Origin of the sequence: Variovorax paradoxus NBRC 15149 (assembly GCF_001591365.1) — a bacterium.
Taxonomy (GTDB): domain Bacteria; phylum Pseudomonadota; class Gammaproteobacteria; order Burkholderiales; family Burkholderiaceae_C; genus Variovorax; species Variovorax paradoxus.
The window spans coordinates 1,324,407-1,350,656 of sequence record NZ_BCUT01000001.1 but is presented as its reverse complement, the minus strand read 5'-3'; the positions used below and the strand labels follow the sequence as shown (position 1 = coordinate 1,350,656).

General features: G+C 67.9%; 26 protein-coding genes and 1 tRNA gene. 19 read left to right on the top strand and 8 right to left on the bottom strand.

Annotation, left to right across the window (positions count from 1 at the left end; genetic code table 11):
* Positions 1–51 precede the first annotated feature (51 nt).
* The 4 genes from VPA02S_RS06425 to VPA02S_RS06410 are packed head-to-tail and all read left to right on the top strand — an operon-like array spanning position 52 to position 3,792.
* The gene (locus VPA02S_RS06425; RefSeq protein WP_012746435.1) at positions 52–981 is read left to right on the top strand and encodes a branched-chain amino acid ABC transporter permease; all 930 of its coding nucleotides are present in this window, start codon (positions 52–54) and stop codon (positions 979–981) included.
* A gap of 13 nt (positions 982–994) precedes the next feature.
* Positions 995–2,194, top strand: coding sequence for an ABC transporter permease subunit (locus VPA02S_RS06420; RefSeq protein WP_018903178.1), 1,200 nt, complete (start codon positions 995–997; stop codon positions 2,192–2,194).
* 19 nt (positions 2,195–2,213) lie between these two features.
* A complete protein-coding gene (locus VPA02S_RS06415) occupies positions 2,214–2,987 on the top strand; it encodes an ABC transporter ATP-binding protein (protein WP_012746437.1) in 774 nt (257 codons plus the stop codon).
* Positions 2,988–3,003: 16 nt separating this feature from the next.
* Positions 3,004–3,792 (top strand): ABC transporter ATP-binding protein, encoded by a 789-nt coding sequence (locus VPA02S_RS06410; protein ID WP_027730917.1) that lies wholly within the window; start codon positions 3,004–3,006, stop codon positions 3,790–3,792.
* A 10-nt stretch (positions 3,793–3,802) separates the two neighbouring features.
* Here the strand turns inward: VPA02S_RS06410 and VPA02S_RS06405 are convergent, their stop codons facing one another.
* Both VPA02S_RS06405 and VPA02S_RS06400 read right to left on the bottom strand, forming a co-directional pair.
* Positions 3,803–4,780 (bottom strand): Bug family tripartite tricarboxylate transporter substrate binding protein, encoded by a 978-nt coding sequence (locus VPA02S_RS06405; RefSeq protein WP_062362972.1) that lies wholly within the window; start codon positions 4,778–4,780, stop codon positions 3,803–3,805.
* Positions 4,781–4,817: 37 nt separating this feature from the next.
* Positions 4,818–5,882 carry a CDP-6-deoxy-delta-3,4-glucoseen reductase gene (locus VPA02S_RS06400; protein WP_062362970.1) on the bottom strand — a complete coding sequence of 355 codons (1,065 nt, stop codon included), beginning with the start codon at positions 5,880–5,882 and terminating at the stop codon, positions 4,818–4,820.
* A gap of 55 nt (positions 5,883–5,937) precedes the next feature.
* Between VPA02S_RS06400 and VPA02S_RS06395 the strand changes: the two genes are divergently transcribed.
* Together VPA02S_RS06395 and VPA02S_RS06390 are read left to right on the top strand one after the other, a co-directional pair.
* On the top strand, positions 5,938–6,879 hold the full coding sequence (locus tag VPA02S_RS06395) for an SDR family oxidoreductase (RefSeq protein ID WP_062362967.1): 942 nt from the start codon (positions 5,938–5,940) through the stop codon (positions 6,877–6,879).
* 4 nt (positions 6,880–6,883) lie between these two features.
* On the top strand, positions 6,884–7,510 hold the full coding sequence (locus tag VPA02S_RS06390) for a DUF7002 family protein (RefSeq protein ID WP_062362964.1): 627 nt from the start codon (positions 6,884–6,886) through the stop codon (positions 7,508–7,510).
* Between the two features lie 27 nt (positions 7,511–7,537).
* Here the strand turns inward: VPA02S_RS06390 and VPA02S_RS06385 are convergent.
* Positions 7,538–7,622 (bottom strand) — tRNA-Leu (locus tag VPA02S_RS06385).
* Positions 7,623–7,663: 41 nt separating this feature from the next.
* Between VPA02S_RS06385 and cysM the strand changes: the two genes are divergently transcribed.
* The 3 genes from cysM to VPA02S_RS06370 are packed head-to-tail and all read left to right on the top strand — an operon-like array spanning position 7,664 to position 9,370.
* Positions 7,664–8,566, top strand: a complete 903-nt coding sequence (cysM, locus tag VPA02S_RS06380; protein ID WP_062362961.1) for a cysteine synthase CysM — start codon at positions 7,664–7,666, stop codon at positions 8,564–8,566.
* Positions 8,567–8,574: 8 nt separating this feature from the next.
* Positions 8,575–9,153, top strand: a complete 579-nt coding sequence (locus VPA02S_RS06375; protein ID WP_062362958.1) for an NUDIX hydrolase — start codon at positions 8,575–8,577, stop codon at positions 9,151–9,153.
* A complete protein-coding gene (locus tag VPA02S_RS06370) occupies positions 9,143–9,370 on the top strand; it encodes a sulfurtransferase TusA family protein (RefSeq protein WP_012746445.1) in 228 nt (75 codons plus the stop codon). Before VPA02S_RS06375 ends, VPA02S_RS06370 begins: the two co-directional genes overlap by 11 nt.
* Before the next feature lie 40 nt (positions 9,371–9,410).
* Here the strand turns inward: VPA02S_RS06370 and galU are convergent, their stop codons facing one another.
* The gene (galU, locus tag VPA02S_RS06365) at positions 9,411–10,301 is read right to left on the bottom strand and encodes a UTP--glucose-1-phosphate uridylyltransferase GalU (RefSeq protein ID WP_062362956.1); all 891 of its coding nucleotides are present in this window, start codon (positions 10,299–10,301) and stop codon (positions 9,411–9,413) included.
* A 109-nt stretch (positions 10,302–10,410) separates the two neighbouring features.
* Positions 10,411–13,290, bottom strand: a complete 2,880-nt coding sequence (locus tag VPA02S_RS06360; RefSeq protein ID WP_062362953.1) for a valine--tRNA ligase — start codon at positions 13,288–13,290, stop codon at positions 10,411–10,413.
* Between the two features lie 107 nt (positions 13,291–13,397).
* Between VPA02S_RS06360 and yaaA the strand changes: the two genes are divergently transcribed.
* The 10 genes from yaaA to VPA02S_RS06310 all read left to right on the top strand — a co-directional run bounded on the left by yaaA (position 13,398) and on the right by VPA02S_RS06310 (position 22,845).
* Positions 13,398–14,180, top strand: coding sequence for a peroxide stress protein YaaA (gene yaaA, locus VPA02S_RS06355; RefSeq protein ID WP_062362950.1), 783 nt, complete (start codon positions 13,398–13,400; stop codon positions 14,178–14,180).
* A 1-nt stretch (position 14,181) separates the two neighbouring features.
* On the top strand, positions 14,182–15,021 hold the full coding sequence (locus VPA02S_RS06350; protein WP_062362946.1) for a 2OG-Fe(II) oxygenase: 840 nt from the start codon (positions 14,182–14,184) through the stop codon (positions 15,019–15,021).
* Between the two features lie 17 nt (positions 15,022–15,038).
* The gene (locus tag VPA02S_RS06345; RefSeq protein ID WP_062362943.1) at positions 15,039–15,938 is read left to right on the top strand and encodes an alpha/beta fold hydrolase; all 900 of its coding nucleotides are present in this window, start codon (positions 15,039–15,041) and stop codon (positions 15,936–15,938) included.
* Positions 15,935–16,813 (top strand): NADPH-dependent 7-cyano-7-deazaguanine reductase QueF, encoded by an 879-nt coding sequence (queF, locus tag VPA02S_RS06340; RefSeq protein ID WP_062362940.1) that lies wholly within the window; start codon positions 15,935–15,937, stop codon positions 16,811–16,813. The genes VPA02S_RS06345 and queF overlap by 4 nt, the downstream gene beginning before the upstream one ends.
* A gap of 118 nt (positions 16,814–16,931) precedes the next feature.
* Positions 16,932–17,837, top strand: coding sequence for an SDR family NAD(P)-dependent oxidoreductase (locus VPA02S_RS06335; protein ID WP_012746452.1), 906 nt, complete (start codon positions 16,932–16,934; stop codon positions 17,835–17,837).
* Positions 17,838–17,933: 96 nt separating this feature from the next.
* Positions 17,934–18,824 carry a LysR family transcriptional regulator gene (locus tag VPA02S_RS06330; protein WP_062362937.1) on the top strand — a complete coding sequence of 297 codons (891 nt, stop codon included), beginning with the start codon at positions 17,934–17,936 and terminating at the stop codon, positions 18,822–18,824.
* A gap of 19 nt (positions 18,825–18,843) precedes the next feature.
* The gene (locus tag VPA02S_RS06325) at positions 18,844–19,731 is read left to right on the top strand and encodes a LysR family transcriptional regulator (RefSeq protein WP_062362934.1); all 888 of its coding nucleotides are present in this window, start codon (positions 18,844–18,846) and stop codon (positions 19,729–19,731) included.
* 110 nt (positions 19,732–19,841) lie between these two features.
* Complete coding sequence (locus VPA02S_RS06320; protein WP_062362931.1) at positions 19,842–20,996, top strand: mandelate racemase/muconate lactonizing enzyme family protein; 1,155 nt, start codon at positions 19,842–19,844, stop codon at positions 20,994–20,996.
* Between the two features lie 136 nt (positions 20,997–21,132).
* Entirely contained in the window at positions 21,133–22,137 is a 1,005-nt protein-coding gene (locus VPA02S_RS06315; protein WP_062364432.1) for a Bug family tripartite tricarboxylate transporter substrate binding protein, read from the top strand.
* Positions 22,138–22,845: an arylmalonate decarboxylase gene (locus tag VPA02S_RS06310; protein WP_062362927.1), complete on the top strand. Its 708-nt coding sequence runs from the start codon at positions 22,138–22,140 to the stop codon at positions 22,843–22,845.
* Between the two features lie 6 nt (positions 22,846–22,851).
* On the opposite strand, the gene VPA02S_RS06305 is transcribed toward VPA02S_RS06310, so the two are convergent.
* The 3 genes from VPA02S_RS06305 to VPA02S_RS06295 are packed head-to-tail and all read right to left on the bottom strand — an operon-like array spanning position 22,852 to position 26,183.
* On the bottom strand, positions 22,852–24,216 hold the full coding sequence (locus VPA02S_RS06305) for an MmgE/PrpD family protein (protein WP_062362924.1): 1,365 nt from the start codon (positions 24,214–24,216) through the stop codon (positions 22,852–22,854).
* 9 nt (positions 24,217–24,225) lie between these two features.
* Positions 24,226–25,389, bottom strand: a complete 1,164-nt coding sequence (locus VPA02S_RS06300) for an acyl-CoA dehydrogenase family protein (protein WP_012746459.1) — start codon at positions 25,387–25,389, stop codon at positions 24,226–24,228.
* Positions 25,386–26,183, bottom strand: coding sequence for a citryl-CoA lyase (locus tag VPA02S_RS06295; RefSeq protein ID WP_062362922.1), 798 nt, complete (start codon positions 26,181–26,183; stop codon positions 25,386–25,388). Before VPA02S_RS06295 ends, VPA02S_RS06300 begins: the two co-directional genes overlap by 4 nt.
* Between the last annotated feature and the right edge of the window lie 67 nt (positions 26,184–26,250).

The following is a 26,250-nucleotide window of genomic DNA, read 5'->3' as shown; positions in this document are numbered from 1 at the left end:
CAAGGTGGGTGAACAGCACCCCGCAACGGTGCAACAAATAGGGAACGCGTTATGGAAATATTGCTGCAGCAGATCATCAACGGTCTGGTCCTGGGCAGCATGTATGCCTTGATAGCCTTGGGCTACACCATGGTGTACGGCATCATCAACCTGATCAATTTTGCGCACGGCGAAGTGCTGATGGTGGGGGCGCTCACGAGCTGGACCATCATCGGGCTCATGAAGGAATCCATGCCCGGCACGCCCGGCTGGCTGATCCTCATCATCGCGCTGATCATCGCCTGCATCGTTGCAGCCACGCTCAACTTCGTGATCGAGAAGGTCGCCTACCGGCCGCTTCGCAACAGTCCCAAGCTCGCACCGCTCATCACGGCCATCGGCATGTCGATCCTGCTGCAGACGCTGGCCATGATCATCTGGAAGCCCACCAACAAGGCCTATCCCAACCTGCTGTCGACCACGCCCATCGAGGTGGGCGGCGCGGTGATCTCGCCCACGCAGGTCATGATCCTGAGCGTCACGGCGTTCTCGCTCGTGGTGCTGATGTGGCTGGTCAACTACACCAAGCTCGGCCGCGCGATGCGCGCCACCGCCGAGAACCCGCGCGTCGCGGCGCTGATGGGCATCCGGCCCGACATGGTCATTTCGGCCACGTTCATCATCGGTGCCGTGCTCGCGGCCATCGCGGGCGTCATGTACGCCTCCAACTACGGCATCGCGCAGCATGCGATGGGCTTCCTGCCCGGCCTCAAGGCCTTCACCGCGGCGGTGTTCGGCGGCATCGGCAACCTGGCCGGCGCGGTGGTCGGCGGCATCCTGCTCGGGTTGATCGAAGCCATCGGCTCCGGCTACATCGGCACCCTCACGGGTGGCGTGCTGGGCAGCAACTACAGCGACATCTTCGCTTTCATCGTGTTGATCGTCATGCTCACGCTGCGGCCCTCGGGCCTGCTCGGCGAGCGCGTGGCGGATCGGGCCTGAGGAGCAGCACACCATGAAGAACAGCAAGAACCTCGCGCTCTACATCCTGGGCGTCGTCGCGGTGCTCGCACTGCCGATCTTCCTGCAGAGCCAGGGCAACGCCTGGGTGCGCATTGCCGACATCGCATTGCTCTACGTGATGCTCTCGCTCGGCCTGAACATCGTCGTCGGCTACGCCGGCCTGCTCGACCTGGGCTATGTGGCCTTCTTTGCGATCGGGGCCTACCTGTTCGCGCTGATGGGCTCGTCGCACCTGTCCGACACCTTTCCGTGGTTCAAGGCCATGTTCCCGAACGGGCTGCACACCTCGCTGCTCATCGTGATACCGCTGGCGCTCGTGGTGGCCGGCATGCTGGGCGTGCTGCTCGGTGCGCCCACGCTCAAGCTGCGCGGCGACTACCTGGCCATCGTGACGCTCGGCTTCGGCGAGATCATCCGGGTGTTCCTGAACAACCTCGACCAGCCGATCAACATCACCAACGGCCCGAAGGGCATCACCGCCATCGACTCCGTCAAGTTCTGGGGGCTCGACCTCGGCAAGGCATGGAAGTTCGACGGCTTCTCGATCTCCTCGGTCACGCTCTACTACTACCTGTTCCTTGCGCTGGTGGTGGCCACGATCATCATCTCGCACCGCCTGCAGATGTCGCGCATCGGGCGCGCCTGGATGGCGATCCGCGAAGACGAGATCGCCGCCAAGGCCATGGGCATCAACACCCGCAACATGAAGCTGCTGGCCTTCGGCATGGGCGCGAGCTTCGGCGGCGTGTCGGGCGCCATGTTCGCGGCCTTCCAGGGTTTTGTCTCGCCGGAGTCGTTCAGCCTCATGGAGTCGGTGATGATCGTTGCCATGGTGGTGCTGGGCGGCATCGGCCACCTGCCGGGCGTGATCCTCGGCGCCGTGCTGCTGGCTGCGCTGCCCGAGGTGCTGCGCTACGTGGCCGGCCCGCTGCAGGCCATGACCGACGGCCGCCTCGACGCGTCCATCCTGCGCCAGCTCTTCATTGCGCTGGCCATGATCATCATCATGCTGGTGCGCCCGCGCGGCCTCTGGCCTTCGCCCGAGCACGGCAAGACATTGCAGCGCAAGGGGGCCGCTGCCCCCGGCGCACCGGTGGCGCCGGGGTCGCTGCAGACCCATGCGCCGGGCATCGAGACGCCGGCCGACGAACTGCCGGGTGCGGCCTCGCGCCCCATGTCGATCAATCCGTGAGCCGAAGGAGAAAATCAACATGACGACAGACACCATCCTCGACGTTCGCGGCATCTCCAAGCGCTTCGGCGGCCTGCAGGCGCTTTCCGACGTCGGCATCACCATCAAGCGCGGCCAGGTCTATGGCCTCATCGGCCCCAACGGCGCCGGCAAGACCACCTTCTTCAACGTGATCACCGGGCTCTACACGCCCGACAGCGGCAGTTTCGAGCTGGCCGGCAAGCCCTACCAGCCCACGGCCGTGCACGAAGTGGCCAAGGCCGGCATTGCGCGCACCTTCCAGAACATCCGCCTGTTCTCCGAAATGACGGCCCTCGAGAACGTCATGGTGGGGCGGCACATCCGCACGCATTCGGGCGTGTTCGGCGCGATGCTGCGCACCGGCAGCTTCAAGGCCGAGGAAAAAGCCATCGCCGACCGCGCGCACGAGCTGCTCGAGTACGTGGGCATCGGCAAGTTCGCCGACTACAAGGCGCGCACGCTGTCGTACGGCGACCAGCGCCGGCTCGAGATTGCGCGCGCACTGGCCACCGACCCGCAGCTCATCGCACTCGACGAGCCCGCCGCCGGCATGAACTCGACCGAGAAGGTGCTGCTGCGCGAACTGATCGACCGCATCCGCAAGGACGACCGCACCATTCTCATCATCGAACACGACGTCAAGCTCATCATGGGCCTGTGCGACCGCGTCACCGTGCTCGACTACGGCAAGCAGATCGCCGAAGGCACGCCCTACGACGTGCAGAAGAACGAAAAGGTGATCGAGGCCTACCTCGGCACCGGAGGACACTGAAATGGCGACGACGACGATGACGAGCGCAGAAGAAACAACAACGACGGCAACGGCAACTGCAACCCCGCGCAAGACCGCGGCCAACGCCCCTGGCAAGACGCTGCTCAAGGTCAGCGGCCTCAAGGTCGGCTACGGCGGCATCCAGGCGGTGAAGGGCGTGGACTTCGAGGTCCACGAAGGCGAACTGGTGTCGCTGATCGGCTCCAACGGCGCCGGCAAGACCACCACCATGAAGGCGATCACCGGCACATTGCCGGCGGGTGCCGGCACCATCGAATTCCTGGGCCGCAACATCAAGGGGCGCGGCGCCTGGGACCTGGTGGGCGAGGGCCTCGTGATGGTGCCCGAAGGCCGCGGCGTGTTCACGCGCATGACGATCACCGAGAACCTGCAGATCGGTGCCTACATCCGCAAGGACAAGGCCGAGATCGCGAGCGACATGGAGCGCGTGTTCGTGACCTTCCCGCGGCTGCGCGAGCGCAAGGACCAGCTCGCGGGCACCATGTCGGGCGGCGAACAGCAGATGCTGGCCATGGGCCGCGCACTCATGGCGCGCCCCAAGGTGCTGCTGCTCGACGAGCCCACCATGGGCCTGTCGCCGATCATGTGCGACAAGATCTTCGAGGTGGTGCAGACCGTGGCCGCGCAAGGCGTGACCATCCTGCTGGTGGAGCAGAACGCCAACCGTGCGCTGCAGCTGGCCGACCGCGGCTACGTGATGGAGTCGGGCCTCATCACGATGACGGGCGACGCCAAGGATCTGCTGAGCGACCCGCGCGTGCGGGCCGCCTACCTCGGCGAATAATCTCCAAGGGTCAGTCGACCCTGGCGCCGGTCGCCTTCACGACGGCTTCGTACTTGGAGAGTTCGCTCTTCATGAACGCGCCGAACTGCTCGGGCGAATTGGCGACCGGCTCGGCCAGCAGCGTGGCAAAACGGGTCTTCGTTTCCGGTGCGTTCAGCGCCGCCACGAAGGCCTGGTTGAGCTTCACAACCACGTCGTGCGGCGTGCCGGCCGGTGCCACCAGGCCCCACCAGGTGTCGATCGAGAAGCCCTTGAGCGTGTCGGCCACCGGCGGCAGCTCGGGCATGGCGCTGCTGCGCTGCAAGGTCGTCACGGCAATGGCCTTGAGCTTGCCCGAGCGGATGTTCGGCGCCGCCGTGGCCAGGTTGTCGAAGTTGAAGTCGACCTGGCCCGAGAGCAGCGCCAGCTGCGCCGGATTGCCGCCGTTGTACGGAATGTGCAGCGCGAAGATGCCGGCCTGCTTCTTGAACAGCTCGCCTGCCAGATGGCCGGCGCTGCCGTTGCCGCCGCTGCCGTAGTTGAGCTTGGCGGGGTTGGCCTTGGCGTAGCGGATCAGGTCGGCCACGGTGTTGATCTTCAGGCGCTGCGCCGTTTCCGCATTCATCACCAGCACGTTCGGCACGCGCACCATCTGCGTGATGGGCGCGAAGTCGGTCGCCGCGTTGAACGGGATCTTGCTGTAGAGCCACGGATTCACCGCGTGGGTGGCGGTGGCCGCAATGCCGATGGTGAGGCCGTCGGGCGCCGCCTTGGCCACGATGTCGGCGCCGATGTTGCCGCCCGCACCGGGCTTGTTGTCGATGATGACCGTGCCCAGGGAGTCCTTCACGCGTTCGGCCAGCATGCGGGCCGTGACGTCGATGGGGCCGCCAGCGGCGTAGGGCACCACGAGGCGGATCGGGCGCTGCTGCTGGGCCGCGGCCTGGCCGGCGGTGGCCAGCAGCGTGGCGCCGGCGAGCAGCGCGAGGAGGAAGTGTCTCGTCTTCATTCTTTGATGTCGTCTCGGAGAAAAGGGAAAGCGGGGATCAGGGAAGCGCCTTGTCGGCCTCGGTGGTGAACGCGTCGGCAAAGAATTCTTCTTCGGGCAGGCCGGCCAGCGCCACGTAGTCGTGCCTGGCCGAGTCGACCACGATCGGCGCGCCGCAGGCATACACCTGGTGGCCTGAAAGGTCGGCAAAGTCTTCCAGCACCGCGCGATGCACGAAGCCCGTGCGGCCGTTCCAGTTGTCTTCCGGCGTGGCGTTGGAGATGACCGGCACGTAGCGCAGGTTCGGCATCTCCTTCTGCTGCTCGCGCACCCAGGCGTCCATGTAGAGGTCTTCGGGCCGGCGGCCGCCCCAGTAGAGCGAGGCGGGCCGGTCGATGCGCTTGAACTTCATGTGCTCGAGCAGCGCCTTGATGGGCGCAAAGCCGGTGCCCGAAGCCAGCAGGATCATCGGCTTGGCCGAATCCTCGCGCAGGAAGAAGCTGCCGTAGGGGCCTTCGATGCGAAGGATTTCCTTTTCCTTCATGGCGCCGAACACATGGTCGGTGAACTTGCCGCCCGGCAGATGCCGCAGGTGCAGCTCGATGCCCGTGCCCGGCTCGGCCAGCGTGTGCGGCGCATTGGCCATCGAGTAGCTGCGGCGCGCGCCGTCGCGCAGGATGAATTCCACATACTGGCCCGCATGGAACTGCAGCGGCTCGCCGGCCGGCAGCTGCAGGCGCAGCTTCATCACGTCGTGGGAGAGCCGCGTGAGCGCCAGCACCCGCACCGGCATCTTGCGGATCGGCAGGGCGCCGGCCTCGGTGACCTGGCGCGACTCGAGCACCACGTCGCTCTTGGCATGGGCGCAGCAGGTCAGCACGAAGCCGGCCAGCTGCTCTTCGGCGCTCAGCGCCTTGCTCTGGTGCGGCCCGAGCTCGACCTCGCCCGAGAGCTTCCGGCACTTGCACGAGCCGCAGGCGCCATCCTTGCAGCCATAGGGAAGGCCGATGCCCTGGCGGATGCCGGCCGCGAGAATGGTTTCGTCGCCATGCACCACGAAATGACGCCCGCTGGGCTCGACGGTGATGGAAAAGCCCGCTTCATGCGGCGCTGCAACAGTCATCGGTATTCTTCGGCTTGTTTCAGCCTGGGTCTGAAAAGGGAAAGGAACTCGGATTTTGCCTTCAATCAATAGCCCTTCCGGCGCGCTGCCGGCGCGCTTTCGCCGCGAACGCCTGCTGATCGTGGGCTGCGGGGACGTCGGCCAGCGCGTGGCGCGCAGCCTGCGCGGCCGCATGCAGCTGGTGGCGCTCACTTCATCGGGCGAACGGGTGCCGGCCCTGCGGGCGGCGGGCATCCGTCCGCTCCAGGGCAACCTGGACGATCCGGCCACGCTGCGCCGCCTGGCCGGCGTGGCCACCCGCGTGCTGCACCTGGCGCCACCGGCGCGCGACGGCGGCGCCGCCTGGTGGCGCGACCAGCGCACCACCGCGCTGGCGCGCGCGCTGCGGCTGCGTTCCGTGCCGCTGGCGTTCGTCTACGGCTCCACCAGCGGCGTCTATGGCGACTGCGGCGGCGCCCGCGTGAGCGAAACGCGCCCCGTGCGGCCCGACACGCCCCGCGCCCACCGCCGCGTGGACGCCGAGCGCGCAGTGCGCTGGCTCGGCCGCAGCGCGGGTGTGCGCGCCAGCATCCTGCGCATCCCGGGCATCTATGCGCCCGACCGCGAGGGCGGCACGCCGCGCCAGCGGCTCGCGCGCGGCACGCCGGTGCTGCGGCGCGAGGACGACGTGTTCACCAGCCACATCCATGCCGACGATCTTGCGCGGGCCTGCGTGGCGGCGCTGTTCCGGGGCCGGCCGCAGCGCATCGTGCACGCCTCGGACGACACCGAGCTGCGCATGGGCGACTACATCGACCTGGCGGCCGACCTGTACGGCATGCCGCGCCCGCCGCGCGTGGCCCGCGAGGAAGCCCAGCGCCAGCTGCCCTTGCAGCTGCTGAGCTTCATGGGCGAATCGCGCCGGCTCGACAACACGCGGCTCAAGCGCGAACTGCGCGTGCGGCTCGCGCACCCGACGGTGCACACCGGCCTGCGCGAAGAAGCAGCAGCAGCCTGAAGCCGTGCCGGACCTGCCCGCGAAGGCCTTTCATTTCGTCGATGCCGCCAACTGGCCGGCGGTGCGGCAGCAGGGGCTGTGCAGCACCGACGAGCTGCTGCGGCGCGGTGCCTTCGGCACTGAAGTCGAAGCCTCGGTGCGCGCGCACCGCCCCGAGGGCGTCACGCTGCCCGACGGCCGCTACATCCGCGACCAGCGTCCCATGCCGCCCGGAGCACTGGCACGCTGCCTCGATCCCGGCCTGGCGCCGGCCGACTGGTATGCGCTGCTCAACGGCTGCGTGTTCTTCTGGCTGGACCCCGAAAGGGTGCAGCGCCATCGCGCCGCCCTGCGCGGCCGGCCGCAGGTGCTGCTGACTTTCGACGCGCATGCGCTGGCCGCCGCCCACGAGGCTGTCGCGCACGTTACGCCATTCAACATCGGAAGCGCCCTGCGCAAGGCCGCGCCGCGGGGGCTGCGAACGCTGGTGCCGCTCAAGCAATGGCAGCCGAAGGGATGGGCATCGGAGGCACTGCCGGGGCAGGCGGTGCGGGCTGCGAGCCATCGGCCGGCCGAGCTGGTGCTGCGCGCGGCGGCCGTGCCGGACGCGATGCGCCATGTCACGGCGACCGAAATGATCGGGGCTGCGTGAGGGCAGGCAGGAAAGAGGGGGAGGGGGTGGTGCCCGGGGCCGGAATCGAACCGGCACACCTTTCGGTGGGGGATTTTGAGTCCCCTGCGTCTACCAATTTCACCACCCGGGCACATCCGGAAGGAAGCCCAAAATTATGGCACAGTGGCTGCCATGAATTATCCGACGATCGAAGACGCCATCGGCAAGACCCCCCTGGTGGCACTGCAACGCATCGATGCGGCCGAAAACGCCAGGCGCGGCAATGTCATCCTTGGCAAGCTGGAAGGCAACAATCCCGCGGGCTCGGTGAAGGATCGTCCTGCGCTTTCGATGATCAAGCGCGCCGAGGAGCGCGGCGAGATCAAGCCCGGCGACACGCTGATCGAAGCCACCTCGGGCAACACCGGCATCGCGCTGGCCATGGCCGCGGCCATCAAGGGCTACCGCATGGTGCTGATCATGCCGGAGGACCTGTCCGTCGAGCGCGCCCAGACCATGAAGGCCTTCGGCGCCGAGCTGGTGCTCACGCCCAAGAGCGGCGGCATGGAATACGCGCGCGACTTGGCCGAGCAGATGGTGGCGCAGGGCAAGGGCCGGGTGCTCGACCAGTTCGCCAATGCCGACAACCCGCGCATCCACTACGAGACCACCGGCCCCGAGATCTGGACCGACACCAAGGGCAAGATCACGCATTTCGTGAGCGCCATGGGCACCACCGGCACCATCACCGGCGTCTCTCGCTTCCTGAAGGAAAAGAACCCCGCGGTGCGCATCATCGGCGCGCAGCCGGCCGAAGGCTCGCGCATCCCGGGCATCCGCAAGTGGCCGGCCGAATACCTGCCCAAGATCTACGACCCGAGCCGGGTCGACGATGAAATCAGCGTGAGCCAGGACAACGCCGAGGAGATGTGCCGGCGCCTTGCGCGCGAAGAAGGCATCTTCGGCGGCATCTCCGCGGCCGGCGCGCTCTGGGTGGCGCTCGAGGTTGCCAAGACGGTCGAGAACGCGACCATCGTGTTCGTGGTGTGCGACCGCGGCGACCGGTACCTGTCGACCGGCGTCTTTCCCGCCTGACCGAAGCCATGGCCCATCCCAAGTTCTGCCAGGCCTGCGCCACGCCGCTCGAATGGATCGCGTTGATGGAAGACGGCGGTCCCAAGGAACGCCTGCGCTGCCCCTCCTGCGGCCACACGCACTGGAACAACCCCACGCCCGTGCTCGCGGCCATCGTCGAGTATCGCGGCCAGGTGCTGCTGGCGCGAAACGCCGCCTGGCCCGTGAAGATGTATGCGCTGATCACCGGCTTCATGGAAGCCGGCGAAACGCCCGAGGAAGGCATTGCGCGCGAGGTCAAGGAAGAAACCAACCTCGACGTGAGCGCGGCCAAGCTCGTCGGCGCGTACGACTTCCAGCGCATGAACCAGATCATCATCGCCTACCACGTGGTGGCCGATGGCGAGGTCAAGCTTTCGCCCGAGCTGCTGGACTACCGCCTCTACGACCTGCCCGACCTCAAGTGCTGGCCCGCGGGCACCGGCTATGCACTGGCCGACTGGCTGCGCACGCGGGGGCACGAGCCGGTGTTCTTTACCGCGGCGGAAAACGAGGAACGGCGGCGCGGCCTGAACCTGCCGCCCGAGGAGCCGAAGCATGCAGGTTGACCGCGAACTCGACACGCGGGGCCTGAACTGCCCGCTGCCCATTCTCAAGGCAAAGAAGTCGCTCAACGACATGGCGAGCGGCCAGCTGCTGAAGGTGGTGTCGACCGACCCGGGATCGCTGCGCGACTTCCAGGCCTTTGCGCGGCAGACCGGCAACGAGCTGGTCGAGCAGCAGACGATCGGCAGCGACTTCATCCACGTGCTGAAGAGGCGCTGAGCGCCAGAAAAGAAAAGGGCCCCGCCGGGGCCCTTTTTCTTCAGAGCTCCAGGCTCTTGAGGTATTCGCGGAACTGCCCGCCGACTTCGGGGTGCGCGAGCGCAAGCTCCACCGAGGCTTGCAGGAAGCCTTCCTTGCTGCCGCAGTCGTAGCGGATGCCCTTGTAGGCATAGGCGTAGACCGCTTCCTTCTTCATCAGCGCCGCGATGCCGTCGGTGAGCTGGATCTCGCCGCCCGCGCCCTTGGGCTGGTTGCGGATCTCGTCGAACACGGCGGGCGTGAGGATGTAGCGGCCCGCCACGCCAAGGCGCGAAGGTGCCTTGTCCGGCGAGGGCTTCTCGATCATGCGATCGACCTTCACGAGGTCGTCGCCGATCGATTCGCCCGCCACGATGCCGTAGCGCTTGACGTGTTCGAGCGGCACTTCCTGCACCGCGAGCACCGAAGCACCGAGCTTGCCGAAGGCGGCCGTCATCTGCGCGAGCACCGGTGCGCCGCCCACAGGGCCGACCATCAGGTCGTCGGCCAGCAGCACGGCGAAGGGCTCGTTGCCCACCAGGTGTTCGGCGCACAGCACTGCATGGCCGAGCCCCAGCATGCGCGGCTGGCGCACGTAGGAGCAGGTCATGTCGTCGGGCATGACCGAGCGCGCGATGTTGAGCAGTTCGAGCTTGCCGCTGGCCTCGAGCTGGCTCTCGAGTTCGTAGGCGGTGTCGTAGTGGTCTTCGATGGCACGTTTGTTTCGGCCAGTTACGAAAATCATGTCGCGAATGCCCGCCGCGTAGGCTTCCTCAACCGCGTACTGGATGAGTGGCTTGTCGACAACCGGCAGCATTTCCTTGGGCTGCGCCTTGGTGGCGGGCAGAAAGCGGGTGCCGAAACCTGCAACAGGAAATACGGCCTTGCGGATGCGTGTCGAGGGAGTGGGCATGGACAATTTGGGCGTCTGTTCGTTCAGTTGAAGAAGAAGGTTCGATGGATCAACGGCGGCACGGAAAGGCCGTCGTTGCCATGCTAAACCTTGCCCAGGCCCGCGTGTGTCAGCCGAGACGCACAAGCTGGTCGCGAAGACGCTCCAACATGGTGCTGAAATCGGCCAGGCGCTTGCGCTCCTGCTCGATCACGGCCGGCGGTGCCTTGGCCACGAAGGCTTCATTGCCGAGCTTGCCGTTCACCTTGAGGATCTCGCCCTCGATGCGGGCAATTTCCTTGCCGATGCGCGCGCGCTCGGCGGCCTTGTCGATCTCCATGTGCAGGCACAGGCGCGCCGTGCCGACCACGGCCACGGGCGCCGCTTCGGCCGCCGCCGACCAGGAAGCCTCGTCGTCGAAGACCTTCACTTCCTTGAGCTTGGCCAGTGCCTGCAGCACCGGCGCCGCGTCGCGCAGGAAGGCCGCGCCCTCGGCATCGTCGGCCACCGCATAGAGCGGCAGGCGCACCGCGGGCGACACGTTCATTTCGCCGCGCAGCGTGCGGCAGGCATCGACCAGCGCCTTCAGGCGCGCCACATGCGCTTCGGCTGCTTCGTCGATCTTCCCGGGCTGGCTTTGGGGGTAGGCCGCGACCATGATCGATTCGCCCTCGCGTCCGGCGACGGGCGCCACCTTCTGCCAGAGCTCCTCGGTGATGAACGGAATCACCGGGTGCGCGAGGCGCAGCAAGGCCTCGAGCGTGCGGATCAGCGTGCGGCGCGTGGCGCGCTTTTGCGCATCGTCGCCGGTCTGGATCTGCACCTTGGCGATCTCCAGGTACCAGTCGCAGAACTCGTCCCAGGCGAACTGGTAGATGGCGTTGGCCACGTTGTCGAGCCGGTATTCCTCGAAGCCCTTGGCCACTTCGGCCTCGACGCGCTGCAGCTGCGATGCGATCCAGAAATCGGCGCGGCTGAACTTCAGGTAGCCGTGCGCCGGGCCGCCGACCGCGCATTCTTCCTTCGTGTGCTCGCGCAGGCCGCAGTCCTGCCCCTCGCAGTTCATCAGCACGAAGCGCGTGGCGTTCCAGAGCTTGTTGCAGAAGTTGCGGTAGCCCTCGCAGCGCTTGCTGTCGAAGTTGATGCTGCGGCCGAGCGAGGCCAGCGACGCGAAGGTGAAGCGCAGCGCATCGGCGCCGAAGGCCGGAATGCCATCGGGAAATTCCTTCTGCGTGTTCTTGCGCACGGCAGGCGCGGTCTCGGGCTTGCGCAGGCCCTGCGTGCGCTTGTCGAGCAGTTCGGGCAGCGCGATGCCGTCGATCAGGTCGACCGGGTCGAGCACGTTGCCTTCGGACTTGCTCATCTTCTTGCCCTGTGCGTCGCGCACCAGGCCGTGGATGTAGACGTCCTTGAACGGCACCTTGCCGGTGAAGTGCTTGGTCATCATGATCATCCGGGCGACCCAGAAGAAGATGATGTCGTAGCCCGTCACGAGCACCGTGGAGGGCAGGTACAGCGCGAGGTCCTCGGTCTTCTCGGGCCAGCCGAGCGAGGAGAAGGGCACCAGCGCGGACGAATACCAGGTGTCGAGCACGTCCTCGTCGCGGCGAAGCGTCTTGCCCGGGGCCTTGGCCTGCGCCTCGGCCTCGTCATGCGCCACGTACACCTTGCCGTCCTCGTCGTACCAGGCCGGGATCTGGTGGCCCCACCAGAGCTGGCGCGAGATGGTCCAGTCCTGGATGTTCTCCATCCAGTGGTTGTAGGTGTTGACCCAGTTCTCGGGCACGAAGCGCACCTCGCCGGTCTTCACCACGTCGATGGCCTTCTGCGCGATCGAGGTGCCGTCGGCGCCCGGACGCGTCATGGCCACGTACCACTGGTCGGTGAGCATCGGCTCGACGATGGCGCCGGAGCGCGCGCAGCGCGGCACCATGAGCTTGTGCTTCTTCACCTCGACCAGGAGGCCGAGCGCATCGAGGTCGGCCACGATGGCCTTGCGCGCCACGAAGCGGTCCATGCCGCGGTACTTCTCGGGCGCGTTGTCGTTGATGGTGGCGTCCAGCGCGAGGATGCCGATCAGCTCGAGCTTGTGGCGCTGGCCGACCGCGTAGTCGTTGTAGTCGTGCGCGGGCGTGACCTTGACCACGCCGGTGCCGAATTCCTTGTCGACGTAGTCGTCGGCAATGATCGGAATCAGCCGGTCCACCAGCGGCAGCCGCACCTGCTTGCCGATCAGCGGCCGGTAGCGCTCGTCCTCGGGGTGGACCATCACGGCCGTGTCGCCGAGCATGGTCTCGGGCCGCGTGGTGGCCACCGTGAGCGTGCCGCTGCCGTCTGCCAGCGGATAGGCGATGTGCCAGAGCGAGCCGTCTTCCTCTTCGCTCTCCACTTCGAGGTCGCTCACCGAGGTCTTGAGCACCGGGTCCCAGTTGCCCAGCCGCTTGCCGCGGTAGATCAGGCCTTCTTCATAGAGCGAGACGAAGGTCTGCGTGACCACCTTGGACAGGTCGTCATCCATCGTGAAGTATTCGCGGCTCCAGTCGACCGTGTCGCCCATGCGGCGCATCTGCTCGGTGATGGTGTTGCCCGACTTTTCCTTCCATTCCCACACGCGTGCCACGAAGTTCTTGCGGCCGAGGTCGTGGCGGCTGATCTTCTGTTCCTGCAGCTGGCGCTCCACCACGATCTGCGTCGCGATGCCCGCATGGTCGGTGCCCGGCACCCACAGCGTGTTGTCGCCCTTCATGCGGTGGTAGCGCGCCAGGCTGTCCATGATGGTCTGGTTGAACGCATGGCCCATGTGCAGCGTGCCTGTCACGTTGGGCGGCGGCAGCTGGATGGCGAAGGAATCGGCGCCCTTCTTGGGCGCCTGCGTGCCGCGAAAGCCCGCCTTGGCGTAGCCGCGCTTCTCCCACTCGGGGGCCCAGTGCGCCTCGATGGCGGCGGGTTCGAACGACTTGGAGAGGCTCTCCAGTCCAGGCTGGGCGGAAGGGGTGGTGGGTTCGCTCATGGGAAATGCAGAAGCGGCGCCTTCGGGGGTGCCGTGGGGACAAGATGGGATAGCCGGCGATTTTACCGGGGCCGCCCCGGGGCAGGCCCACCCCACATAATTCCGGGATGCTCTTCCTGCTCTCCCCTGCGAAATCGCTTGACTACGACACCCCCGTTCCCACCGAAGTCCCCGCCACCCAACCCCATTTCGAAGCCCCCCGCGGCCCCTCGGCCGAACTGATCAAGCTGCTGCGCGAGAAGTCGCCGCAGCAGATCTCCGAACTCATGCACCTGTCGGACAAGCTCTCCGCGCTGAACGTGGCGCGCTACCAGGCCTGGTCCGGCAAGAGCACGCCGAAGAATGCGCGCCAGGCCGCCTTCGCGTTCGATGGCGACGTCTACGGCGGGCTCGATGCGCGCTCGCTCACGCCCGCGCAGCTGGCCTGGGCGCAGGAGCACGTTTGCATCCTGAGCGGCCTCTACGGCCTGCTGCGTCCGCTCGACCTGCTGCAGCCCTACCGGCTGGAGATGGGCACGCCGCTTGCCAATCGGCACGGCAAGGACCTGTATGCCTTCTGGGGCGCGCGCATTGCGGAGCACCTGAACCAGCGCCTGGCGGCGGACCGCACGCCCGTGGTGGTCAATGTGGCCTCGCAGGAGTACTTCAGGTCGGTGGACCGGAAGGCGCTCAAGGCGCGCGTGGTCGAATGCGTGTTCGAGGAGTGGAAGGGCGACCGCTACAAGATCGTGAGCTTCTACGCCAAGCGCGCCCGCGGCCTGCTCGCGCGCTGGGCGGTGCTGCACAAGGCCGCCACGCCCAAGGCGCTGGAAAAATTCGATCTCGAGGGTTATGGTTTCGATGCCACGGCGTCGACGGCCGAAAGGCTGGTGTTCAGAAGGAAGACTTGATATGTCGCAACCGATCAGTCCGGAGCTCCGGGAATGGCTGGTGTCGCAGCTCGCGGCGGGGCATTCGGTGCCTGCGCTGCGGGCCTCGATGCGCGCGGCCGGCTGGCAGGACGCGGCCACCGACCTGGCGCTGGCGCAGCTCGAGGCCGGCTTTCCCCACGTGGAGGTGGCCAGGCCGCGGCGCACCGAGATGCCCGGTCCCGACCTCGAAGGCGCGCCGCTGTACATCGACGCGGGCGACCGCCGCGTGCAGGTGCTGCAGACCATGCGGCATCCGCGCGTCGTCGTGTTCGGCAACCTGTTGTCGCCCGAGGAGTGCGAAGGGCTGATTGCCGCCGCGCGGGTGCGGCTGGCGCGCTCGCTCACGGTCGAGACGCGCACCGGCGGCGAGGTGCTCAACGTCGACCGCACCAGCGAGGGCATGTTCTTCGAGCGCGGCGAGAACGACATCGTCGCGCGCCTCGAGCAGCGCATTGCCGCGCTGCTGCGCTGGCCGGTGGAGTTTGGCGAAGGCCTGCAGATCCTGCGCTATGCGCCCGGCGCCCAGTACCGGCCGCACTACGACTACTTCGACCCCGGCGAGCCCGGCACGCCCACCATCCTCAAGCGCGGCGGCCAGCGCGTGGCCACGCTCGTGATGTACCTGCAGGAGCCCGATCAGGGCGGCGCCACCACCTTCCCCGACGTAGGCCTGGAAGTGGCGCCCGTGCGCGGCACCGGCGTGTTCTTCAGCTACGAGGATCCCGACCCCGCCACCCGCACGCTGCATGGCGGCGCGCCCGTGCTCGCGGGCGAGAAGTGGGTCGCCACCAAGTGGTTGCGCGAACGCGAATTCAAATAAACAGACACGGGAGCGCCATGAAGCTGCTGGCCAACGGATTGCAGATCGAGGTCGACGACACCGGCGGCGAAGGCCGCCCGGTGGCCCTGCTCATCATGGGCCTGGGCATGCAGCTGGTCGGCTGGCCGCAGGACTTCGTGCAGGCGCTGGTCGATGCGGGCTTTCGCGTGGTGCGCCACGACAACCGCGACATCGGCCTGAGCCAGGGCTTCGACCATGCGGGCACCGGCAACATCGTGTGGGAGAGCATTCGACAGAAGCTGGGCCTGCAGGTCCGATCGGCCTACACCTTGCAGGACATGGCGCGCGATTCGCTGGGCGTGCTCGACGCATTGGGCATCAAGCAGGCGCACGTCATCGGCGCCTCGATGGGCGGCATGATCGCGCAGCACCTGGCCGCCGAAGCGCCCGAGCGCGTGGCCAGCCTCGTGAGCATCATGAGCTCCAGCGGCGCGCGCGGCCTGCCCGGACCGCGCAGCGACGTGGCCGCCATGCTGCTGCGCCGGCCGCTGGGCGGCGGCGAGGCCGAGCTGGTGGCGCACAGCATCCGGCTGCTCAGGCTCATCCAGAGCCCCGCCTATCCGCAAAGCACCGAGGCGCTGGCAGAGCGCCTCACCTTCAGCATGCGCCGCGCCTACCGCCCGGCCGGCATGTTCCGCCAGATGCTCGCCATTGGCGCCGATGCGCGCCGCCCCGAAGTGCTGCCGCGCATCAAGTGCCCGACGCTGGTGCTGCACGGCGAAGCCGATGCGCTGGTGCCGATGGCCTGCGGCCTGGATACCGCCAAGCGCATTCCGGGCGCAAAGTTCGTCAGCATTCCCGGCATGGGCCACGACCTGCCGCCCGAGGTCTGCGCGATCCTCGCCCACCACATCGCGCCGTTCCTGCATGCGGCCGAAGAACACCACAAGCCATGAGCCTCGACAACATCCCCCCCGCCAACCCCAACACGCCCGAGCAGTCGCAGCTGGGCCGCGCCTCGGCCTATGCCGACAGGTACGACCCCTCGCTGCTCTTTCCGATTGCGCGCAGCACCCAGCGCGAAGCCATGGGCATCGCCGCCGGCGCGCTGCCCTTCTTCGGCGCCGATCTCTGGACCGCCTTCGAGGTGAGCTGGCTCAACCTGCGCGGCAAGCCGCAGCTGGCCATCGCGCACTTCACCATCCCCTGCGAAACGCCCAACATCATCGAGAGCAAGTCGTTCAAGCTGTATCTCAACAGCTTCAACAGCAGCGCCTTCGCGAGCGTCGAGGCGGTGCGAGACCGCCTGCGCGCCGACCTGTCCGAGGCGCTCTGGCGCGGCAGCGACCAATCGGCCGGCATCGGCGTGAAGCTGCTGGCACCCGACATGTTCGACCGCGAGCCGGTGCACGAACTCGACGGCCTGGACCTCGACCGGCTCGACATCGAGTGCACCCACTACCAGCCCGCGCCCGAACTGCTGTCCAGCGACAGCACCCAGCCGCCGGTGAACGAGACGCTCACGAGCCGCCTGCTCAAGAGCAACTGCCTCGTCACCGGCCAGCCCGACTGGGGCAGCGTGCAGATCCGCTACAGCGGCCCGGCCATCGACCAGGCCGGCCTGCTCGCATACATCGTGAGCTTTCGCAACCACAACGAGTTCCACGAACCCTGCGTGGAGCGCATGTTCACCGACATCTGGCGCCGCTGCCAGCCCAACAAGCTCGCCGTGTATGCGCGCTACACGCGGCGCGGCGGGCTCGACATCAATCCGTTCCGCACCAGCTGGCCGCAGGCGCTGCCGCCGAACATCCGCACCGCGCGGCAATAAGGGAGGGGCAAGGGCGCCGCCGAAGCCCCTCTTCGGAAATCCGGAACCCGCAGCGCGGCCCCTGTGGCATTCTGGAACTGCCCGCGACACTGCGGGCGGCTATCCGGAGCAGACACACATGGTTGAAGGAAAAGTAGTCGTCGTCACCGGCGCGGGCGGCGGCATCGGGCGCGACATCGCGCTGGCCATGGCGAGCCATGGCGCCAAGGTGGTGGTGAACGACATCGGCGCGGCCCTTGATGGTGCGGGCGGCAGCGCCGGCCCCGCGCAGCAGGTGGTCGACGAGATCCGCGCTGCGGGCGGCCAGGCCGTGCCCAACACCGACAGCGTGGCCGATGCGGCCAGCGCGGCGCGCATCGTCGAGTGCGCGGTCGAGAGCTTCGGGCGCATCGATGCGGTGGTCAACAACGCCGGCATCCTGCGCGACCGGTTCTTCCACAAGATGTCGGTCGACGAGTGGGACGCCGTGCTCAAGGTGCACCTGTACGGCGCCTACTACGTGAGCCGCGCGGCCGCCACGCACTTCAAGGAGCAGAACTCGGGCGCGATGGTGCACATGACCTCGACCTCGGGCCTCATCGGCAACTACGGCCAGGCCAACTATGCGGCGGCCAAGCTCGGCATCGTGGCACTGTCGAAGTCGATCGCGCTCGACATGCTCAAGTTCAACGTGCGCTCCAACTGCATCGCACCGTTTGCATGGAGCCGCATGATCGGCGCCATTCCCACCGACACCGACGAGCAGCGCGCCCGCGTCGACAAGATCAAGCAGATGACGCCCGCCAAGGTGGCGCCGCTCGCGGTGTACCTGGCAAGCGATGCGGCCGGCGCGGTCAACGGCCAGATCTTCTCGGTGCGCAACAACGAGATCTCGCTCATCAGCCAGCCGCGGCCGGTGCGCTCCATCCATCGCTCCGAGGGCTGGACCCCGCAGAGCATTGCCGAGCACGCCATGCCGGCCATGCGCGCGAGCTTCCATCCGCTGGACCGCTCGGCCGACGTGTTCAGCTGGGACCCGGTCTGAGCGGGGCCCGCTCCTGAGGTCAAACCCTGAGGCCGGCGCGCGCGGCGCCATTCGCCGGACAATGCACGCTTCCTTTCTTTCTGGCGCGCTTGTCCGGTGAACCTGCATTTCGACCTGTTCGACCTGAAACTGTTCGTCTACGTGGCGGACGCGCGCAGCCTCACGCGCGGCGCCGAGAAGGCCTGCATCTCGCTGGCGGCCGCCTCCACCCGCATCAAGCAGATGGAAGAGGCCGTGGGCGGCAAGCTGCTGCACCGAAGTGCGCAGGGCGTGAGCCTCACGGCGGCAGGGCAGGCGGTGCTCTACCACGCCAAGCGCGTGATGCAGCAGATGGAGCACCTGCGCTGCGACATGCAGGATTTCGGCAAGGGCATCAAGGGCCATGTGCGCGTGTTCGCCAACACCACCTCCATCACCGAATACCTGCCGCAGAAGCTGGCCGGCTTTCTCACGCAGCATCCGGCGGTGCAGGTGGACCTGCGCGAATACCTGAGCGAGGAGATCGTGCGCGCCGTGGCCGACGGCGAGGCCGACATCGGCATCCTGGCCGGCGACGTGCACACCGGCGAACTCGACGCGCGCCCCTTCGGCCGCAACCAGCTGGTGCTGGTGGTGCCCGCTGCGCACCACCTGGCGGGTGCGGCCTCGGTGGCCTTTGCCGACACGCTCGACGAGCAGCACGTGGGCCTGCACCACGGCAGCGCCATCCACCGCTTCCTGCAGCGCCGGGCCGAGCTGGCCGGCCGCGGCTTCAACCCGCGCATCCAGGTCAGCAGCTTCGAGGCGATCTGCCTGATGATCGAGGCGGGCGTGGGGGTGGGCGTGCTGCCGGCCTCGTCGGCGCAGCGGCTGTCGATGGCGATGCGCATCGCGACCGTGGCGCTCAGCGATGCCTGGGCCGAGCGCGAGCTCAAGCTCATCGCACGCAGCCGCGAGCAGCTGCCGGCCTCGGCGCGCGAGCTGTTCGACCACCTCGTTGCGCCCTGAAGAAGAAGGCGCGCAGGCCATGTCCGCCGACCTGAAGTCGCTGCGCCTGTTCGTGACCGTGGCCGACCACGGCAGCATCAGCGAAGGCGCCAAGCGCTGCCACATCGCGCTCGCGGCCGCGAGCAAGCGCATCTCCGACCTGGAAGCCCGCGCGCGGCTGCCGCTGCTGGTGCGCCATGCGCGCGGCGTGACGCTCACTTCGGCCGGCCACGGCCTGCTGCTGCATGCGCGCGCCGTGCTCTCGGCCATGGACCGGCTCGGCGCCGAGCTCGACGACTTCCAGAACGGCGTGGCGGGCGTGGTCAGCATCACGGCCAACGCGTCCACCATCGCGCAGTTCCTGCCCGCGCAGATCGGCTCCTTCCTGCGGCTGCATCCGGTGCTCAAGATCGACCTGCAGGAGCGCGCCAGCACCGAGGTCGTGAAGGCCGTGCAGGCCGGCCTGGCGGACATCGGCGTGATCGAGGGCAACACGCCCGCCGACATGCTCGAATGCCTGCCCTACCGCAGCGACGAACTGGCCGTGGTGGTGGCGCGCGACCATCCGCTGGCCCGCCGCAAGCGCATCGGCGTGGAGGAGGTGCTGCGGCACGACCATATCGTGGTGCGCGAAGGCACGGCGCTGCACCGCGTGCTGCTGAACGCGGCGCTGGAGGCGCAGCTGCCGCTCAAGGTGCGCATGCAGGTGGGCAGCTTCGACATGGTGTGCCGCATGGTGGAGCAGGGCGTGGGCATCGGCGTGCTGCCTTATGCGGCCATCCTGCCGCAGCTGCAGATACTGAAGCTGCGCTGCCTCAAGCTCGATGCGCCGTGGGCGGTGCGCCGCCACCTGCTGTGCGTGCGGCGGCAGCAGGACCTGACCGCGGCCGCGCGCTCGGTGCTGGAGCATCTCGGCCGGCCGGACTGAGCCCCGAGCCTTCGCGCGGCGCGAAGCCTCGCGCCCGCCAAAAACGAATTGTTCTCCGCGGCCTGCGCACCAAGAATCGTGCAGCCGAAGCAAAGCAACAGGAGACGTTCTTGAAGATCATCCGCGTCAGCGCCACGCCGCTGAACATTCCCGTCACCATCGATGTGCTGGGGCTCAACCAGCAGACCTCGCTGTCGCTCTGCCTGACCGAGATCGAGACCGACACCGGCCTTGTCGGCCATGGCATGACGGCCATCACCGAAGAAGAAATCATTGCCGCTGCCGTGCGCGAGGTGGCCGGCCCGGCATTGATCGGCGAAGACCCGATGGCCACCGAGCGCCTGTGGGACAAGCTCTACTGGCTGCTCTCGCCGCGCGGCCAGACCGGCTATGCGAGCCACGCCATCGCCGCGCTCGACATCGCGCTGTGGGACCTGAAGGCCAGGGCGCTCGGCCAGCCGCTGTGGCGCCTGCTGGGCGGTGCGCGCTCCAAGGTGCCGGTCTATGCGACCTTCGGCTTCGGCTTCTTCGAGCGCGACCAGCTCGCCGCCGCCGCCAAGCTCTGGGTCTCGCAGGGTTTCCGGCGCCTGAAGATGACGGTCGGTGGCCATGCGCTCGCGCGGCGCGACGAGCCGCGGCCCATCGACGAGGTCATTGCCGAGGACGTGCGCCGCGTGGCGGCCGTGCGCGAGGCGGTCGGTCCTGATGTGAAGCTGTACGTCGACGCCAACTGCGGCCTCGACCTGTTCCACGCCACCGAACTCGCGCGCCGCATCGAGCCCTACGGCATCAGCTTCTTCGAGGAGCCGCTCACGCAGAACGACGTGCGGCAGATGGCCCAGCTGCGCGCGCGCACCAGCATTCCGCTGGCCTGCGGGCAGAACGAAGGGCTGGCCTTCCGCTTCCGCGACCTGCTGGTGAACCAGGCGGCCGACGTGCTGCAGCCCAACGTGACCATCTCGGGCGGCTATTCGCAGTGCCTGAAGATCGCGGGCATGGCCGCGGCCTTCAACGTGCCGATCGACAACGGCGGTGCCTGGCCCTTCCACAACATGCACCTGCATGCGGGCGTGTCGAACGGCGGCATGGCCGAATACCACTACGTGGCCGTGCAGATGCTCAAGCAGGTCTTCGACGGCCTGCCGGTGCCGCAGGACGGCTGGCTGCAGCTGCCCGAGACGCCGGGCCTGGGCTTCGCGCCCAATGCGGATCGCGTGCGCGAGCTTGCGAAGCTGCCGACTTCGCGCGGCAAGGGCAAAGCATAAAAATGGACGCTCCCCGAAGCGCCTTGGGCGCTTCCCCCCACTGGGGGCGCACCCGGCGGCCCGGCAAAGCCGGTTCCGCGGGTGCACTTGAACGAGCCGCGCAGACGGCCGCTGATCGATGACCATTGGAGACATGATGAAAGCCAGAGAGATTGCTCGCCCTGCACGCCGCCAGGCGCTGCGTGCCGCCATGGCCCTGGGCCTTGCGGGTGCGCTCGCCGCGCCCGCCGCCTGGGCCCAGAAGTACCCCGACAAGCCGATCCGCCTCGTGGTCGGCTATTCGGCCGGCGGCGGCGTCGATGCGGTCGCGCGCCTGCTCGGCACGCGCCTGTCGGCGGTGCTCGGCCAGCAGGTGATGGTCGACAACCGCACCGGCGCCACCGGCATGATCGCCGCCGAATACGTCGCCAAGTCGGCGCCGGACGGCTACACGCTGATGATGGGCGACAGCGCGCTGCTGGCCGCCAAGCTGCTGCAGCCGAAGGCGCCGGTCGATCCGCTCACCAGCTTCAGGCCCGTCGCGGGCGCCTTCGTCTCGCCGCTGATGATCGTCACAGGCAACGACTTCCCGGCCAGGACGCCGGCCGAATTCGTGAAGGAGATCAAGGCCCGGCCGGGACACTATTCCTACGCCACCTCGGGCGTGGGCACGGTGCACCACCTGGGCTTCGAGATGCTCAAGCAGACCAGCGGCAGCAGGGTGGTGCACGTGCCCTACCGCGGCGCCGCGCAGATCGTGCCCGACGTGGTCGGCGGGCAGGTGCCCATCGGCGTGGTCAGCGCCACGGCCGGCATGGCGCAGGCCAAGGCCGGCAAGCTGCGCGCGATCGCACTGATGAACACCGCGCGGCTCGAAGGCGCCGAGAGCGTGCCGCCGCTGGCCGATGCGCTGCCGGGCTTCGACGTGGCGCCGCGCATCTTCGTGCTCGCGCCCGCCGGCACGCCCGACGAGATCGTCGACAGGCTCTCGGCCGCGGTGAAGACCGTGCTCGACACGCCCGACGCCGGCGCCGCGGCAGCCGCGCAAGGCACGCTGCGCGCCTACGCCACGCCGGCGCAGCTCGGCAAGGACATGGCGGAGGAGACGAAGCGCTGGCAGCGCATCATTGCCGAGCAGAACATCGTGGCGGAGGGCAAGTAGATGGCGCGGCCGCACCTGGGCCTGATCGTGCCGCCGGCCGCCGGCGCGGTGCCGGTGGACGGCCCGTTGCTCTACGGCGAGCGCATCCGCTTTTCAGCAAGAGGCTTGGGACTCGGCGAAATCTCGACCCGCGGCTACACCGAAGTGATCGACTCGGTCGTCGACAAAGCGCTGGAACTCAAGGCGGAGGGCGCCAGCGCCGTCTCCCTCATGGGCACGTCGCTGAGCTTCTTCCGCGGCGTCGCCTTCACGCGTCAACTCCAGCGCGAGATGGAACAGGCGACGGACCTGCCTTGCACGACGATGAGCGACGCCATCATCGCGGGCCTGCATCACCTGAAGGTTCGGCGCGTGGCCGTCGCCACCGCCTACATCGACGAGGTCAACACGCAGCTGCGAACCTATCTCGAACAGAGCGACTTCGAACCGCTGGCGCTCGAAGGCCTCGCCATCTCCGATGTGCAGGCCGTGGGCCAGGTGCCGACCGAGGTGCTGGTCGACCTGTGCCTCAAGGTGTTCGAGGACCAGCCCGGCGCCGATGGCCTCCTCATCTCGTGCGGGGGCCTCGTCACGCTCGATGCCGTGCGCGAGGTCGAGGCGCGCCTGCAGGTGCCCGTGGTGTCCAGTTCGCCCGCGGGCTTCTGGGACCTCGTGCGCACCGCCGGGCTCGATGCGCGCTCGCCGGGGCAGGGCCGATTGTTCGCCTGAAGGGCCTCAGCCGAGCCAGCGGCCCACGCGCGGCGCAGACTCGAGCTGCCAGATGCGTTGGCACAGCGCCTTCGCCTCGTCGGCCGTGGCGCCCTCGCCGTAGTGCGCAAGGCGCTGCATCTTGTCCTCGATCTCGGCGCGGCTCAGGCTGTTGCCCGGGTCGCCCTTGGGCTCGTCGACGCGGCCGGCCAGCGTGCGGCCGTCGCGGGTCTGCACGCTGACCTTGCCGATCCAGCGCGCGGGGTAGGCGGTGTCGACCTCGGCGTCGAGTTCCATCGCCACCTTGTCGCGGAACGTGGCCACCTCGGGCGCGAGAAAGTCGCGGTCGAATTCGCCCAGGCCGGCGCGGCCATGCACCGCGATCAGGCCCAGCACCGTGCCCATCGAGAACTTGCCCTGGTGCACGGTGGCCGGCACCGTGACCCGGCCCAGCACGTCGATGGCGCCCTGGTGCACATGCGCGGTCACGCGGGCCACGTCGCCGTGCGCGAGCTGGTGCTCGCTCATCACCTGCAGCAGCGCATCGGCCGCGGGATGCGTGTGGCGGCAGGAGGCGTGGTACTTGAACGAGGTTTCGGCCAGCGCCCAGCGCGTGCCGAGGCGGTCGGTGAGCCGTGCCGGATCGGCATCGCTCGACATGCCCACGCCCAGGCCCTGCGCGCCTTCGAGCACTTTCGCCGCGCCCGTGAAGCCGTCCTGCGCGAGGTAGGCCGACATCAGTCCGCTCGCGGCCGCATGCGCGCAGTGCAGCTGCTTCGAATCGGCCGCATCGCGCAGGAATTCCCAAACGCCGGCCGACTGCGTGCCGGCCGAGCCGAAGGCGTGCAGCATCTGCTGCGGCGCGAGTTCGAGCAGCCGGCCCACTGCCGCGGCAGCCGCGAGCGTGCCCGCCGTCGCGGTGGTGTGGAAAGTCTTGTAGTGCGAGCGGCCCAGGAACTCGCCCACGCGGATGCCGACTTCGTAGCCCGCGACCACGGCCGTCAGCAGCTGCGCACCGCTGGCGCCGATGCTCTGCGCCACGGCCAGTGCGGGCGCAATGACCACGGCCGCGGGATGGAACACCGAACCGTTGTGCACATCGTCCTGCTCCACGTAGTGCGAGGCCGCGGCGTTGACGAGCGCGGCGAACACTGGCGAAGTGGTGCGGCGCGAGGTGAGCATTTCGCTCGGCCCCTCGGCCGGCCCCATCGTCTGCGCGAAGCGCTCGATGCTGCGTACCGGCCGCGCCGTGCGCGCCGCGAGCACCGAGCCCAGCCAGTCGAGCATCAGGTCCTCGGTGCGGCGCAGCACGGGGGCGGGAATGTCCGCTAACTTGAGTTCGGCGGCGAAGGTGGCGAGATCCCGGCTGGGATGATTCGATGAGGTGGTCATGGAGTGCCTTCAGAACGAACGCGGCAGGCCGAGCATGTGCTCCGCCACGTAGCTCAGGATGAGGTTGGTCGAGATCGGTGCCACCTGGTAGAGCCGCGTCTCGCGGAACTTGCGCTCGATGTCGTATTCGCACGCAAAGCCGAAGCCGCCATGGAACTGCAGGCAGGCATTGGCCGCCTCCCAGCTGGCCTTGGCCGCCAGGTACTTTGCCATGTTGGCCTGTGCGCCGCAGGGCTCGCGCGCATCGAACAGGCGGCAGGCCTCGTAGCGCATGAGGTTGGCGGCCTCTATCTCGATGAAGGCCTCGGCAATCGGAAACTGCACGCCCTGGTTCTGGCCGATGGGCCGGCCGAACACCACGCGCTCCTTGGTGTAGGCCGTGACCTTGTCGATGAACCAATAGCCGTCGCCGATGCATTCGGCCGCGATCAGCGTGCGCTCGGCATTGAGGCCGTCGAGGATGTACTTGAAGCCCTGGCCCTCTTCGCCGATCAGGTTCTCGGCCGGGATCTCGAGGTTCTCGAAGAACAGCTCGTTGGTCTCGTGGTTCACCATGTTCAGGATGGGCCGCACCGTCATGCCTTGGCCGATGGCCTCGCGCAGGTCGACGATGAAGATCGACATGCCTTCGGATTTCTTCTTGACCTCCGCAAGCGGCGTGGTGCGCGCCAGCAGGATCATCAGGTCCGAATGCTGGATGCGCGAGATCCACACCTTCTGGCCGTTGACGACGTAGCGGTCGCCCTTCTTCACGGCCGTGGTCTTGATCCTGGTGGTGTCGGTGCCGGTGCTGGGCTCGGTCACGCCCATCGACTGCAGGCGCAGCTCGCCAGTGGCGATGCGCGGCAGGTAGTTGCGCTTCTGCGCCTCGCTGCCGTGGCGCAGCAGCGTGCCCATGTTGTACATCTGGCCGTGGCAGGCGCCCGAGTTGCCGCCCGAGCGGTTGATCTCTTCCATGATCACCGAGGCTTCGGTGAGCCCGAGGCCGGAGCCGCCGTATTCCTGTGGAATGAGCGCGGCCATCCAGCCGGCTTTGGTGAGCGCGTCGACGAATTCGGCCGGGTAGCCGCGCGCCTCGTCGATCTTGCGGAAGTACTCGTTGGGAAACTGCGCGCACAGGTCGCGCACGGCATCGCGGATGTCGGCAAAGCGGGTGTCGTTGTGGTTGTTCATCTCGTCCAATCCTGGCGCGGGCCGCCGGCTTCCTTTTCGACGCGCTGCCAGATCTCGATGGCCATCGGGTCGTCGATTTCCTCCAAGAGGTGGCCCGCGAGCCCGATGGCGCGCGCCATCACGCCGAGGCCGCGGATGATCTTCCACGGAAAGCCGAACTCGGCCGCAATCGCACCGATGGCGCCCGTCGCATTGATGGGCAGCGACTTGCCCGAGACGCGCTCGGCCTCCTGCTGCACCGCCTGCATCAGCGCCACGTAATGGCCCGAGAGGCCGTTCTCCTCGGCGATCTGGAACAGGCGCGGCGTGCGCGGGTCGATCGGCTTGTGCAGCGGATGCCCGAGGCCCGGCACGATCTGCTTGCGCGCGCGATGGTCGGCCACGATGTCCTTCGCCATGTCGGCCAGTGGCCGCGCCGGCTTCTCGCCGAAGGGAATGGCCTCGTAGAGCATCCTGGCTGCGCCTTCGGTGCTGCCCACGAACACCGTGCCCAGGCCGCACAGGCCCGCGGCCACCGCAGCCTGCAGCGCCTCGGGCGCGCCTGCATAGGTGAGGCGCGCGGCCAGCGCGCTGGGCGTGATGCCATGCTCGACCAGCGTGACGACGATGGCGTTGAAAGTGACCGACTCCTGCGGTGTCGGGATGCGGCCCGTGAGCTCCAGGAAGGCCATGTCGCCGAGGTTCAGGTGGCCCAGGATCTCGGAGGGCAGGTCGCGCCCGCGCACGGTGATTCGGTCGGGCGTGCTGTGGCCGAGCTCGGTGTGCAGGGATTTCTTGATCTTTGTGGTGGTCATGTGCCGAATCTATGCCGCCCTCGCGCGAGGCGGGTCTGTGAATGCGAAACCCTCCCTTCGGCAAATG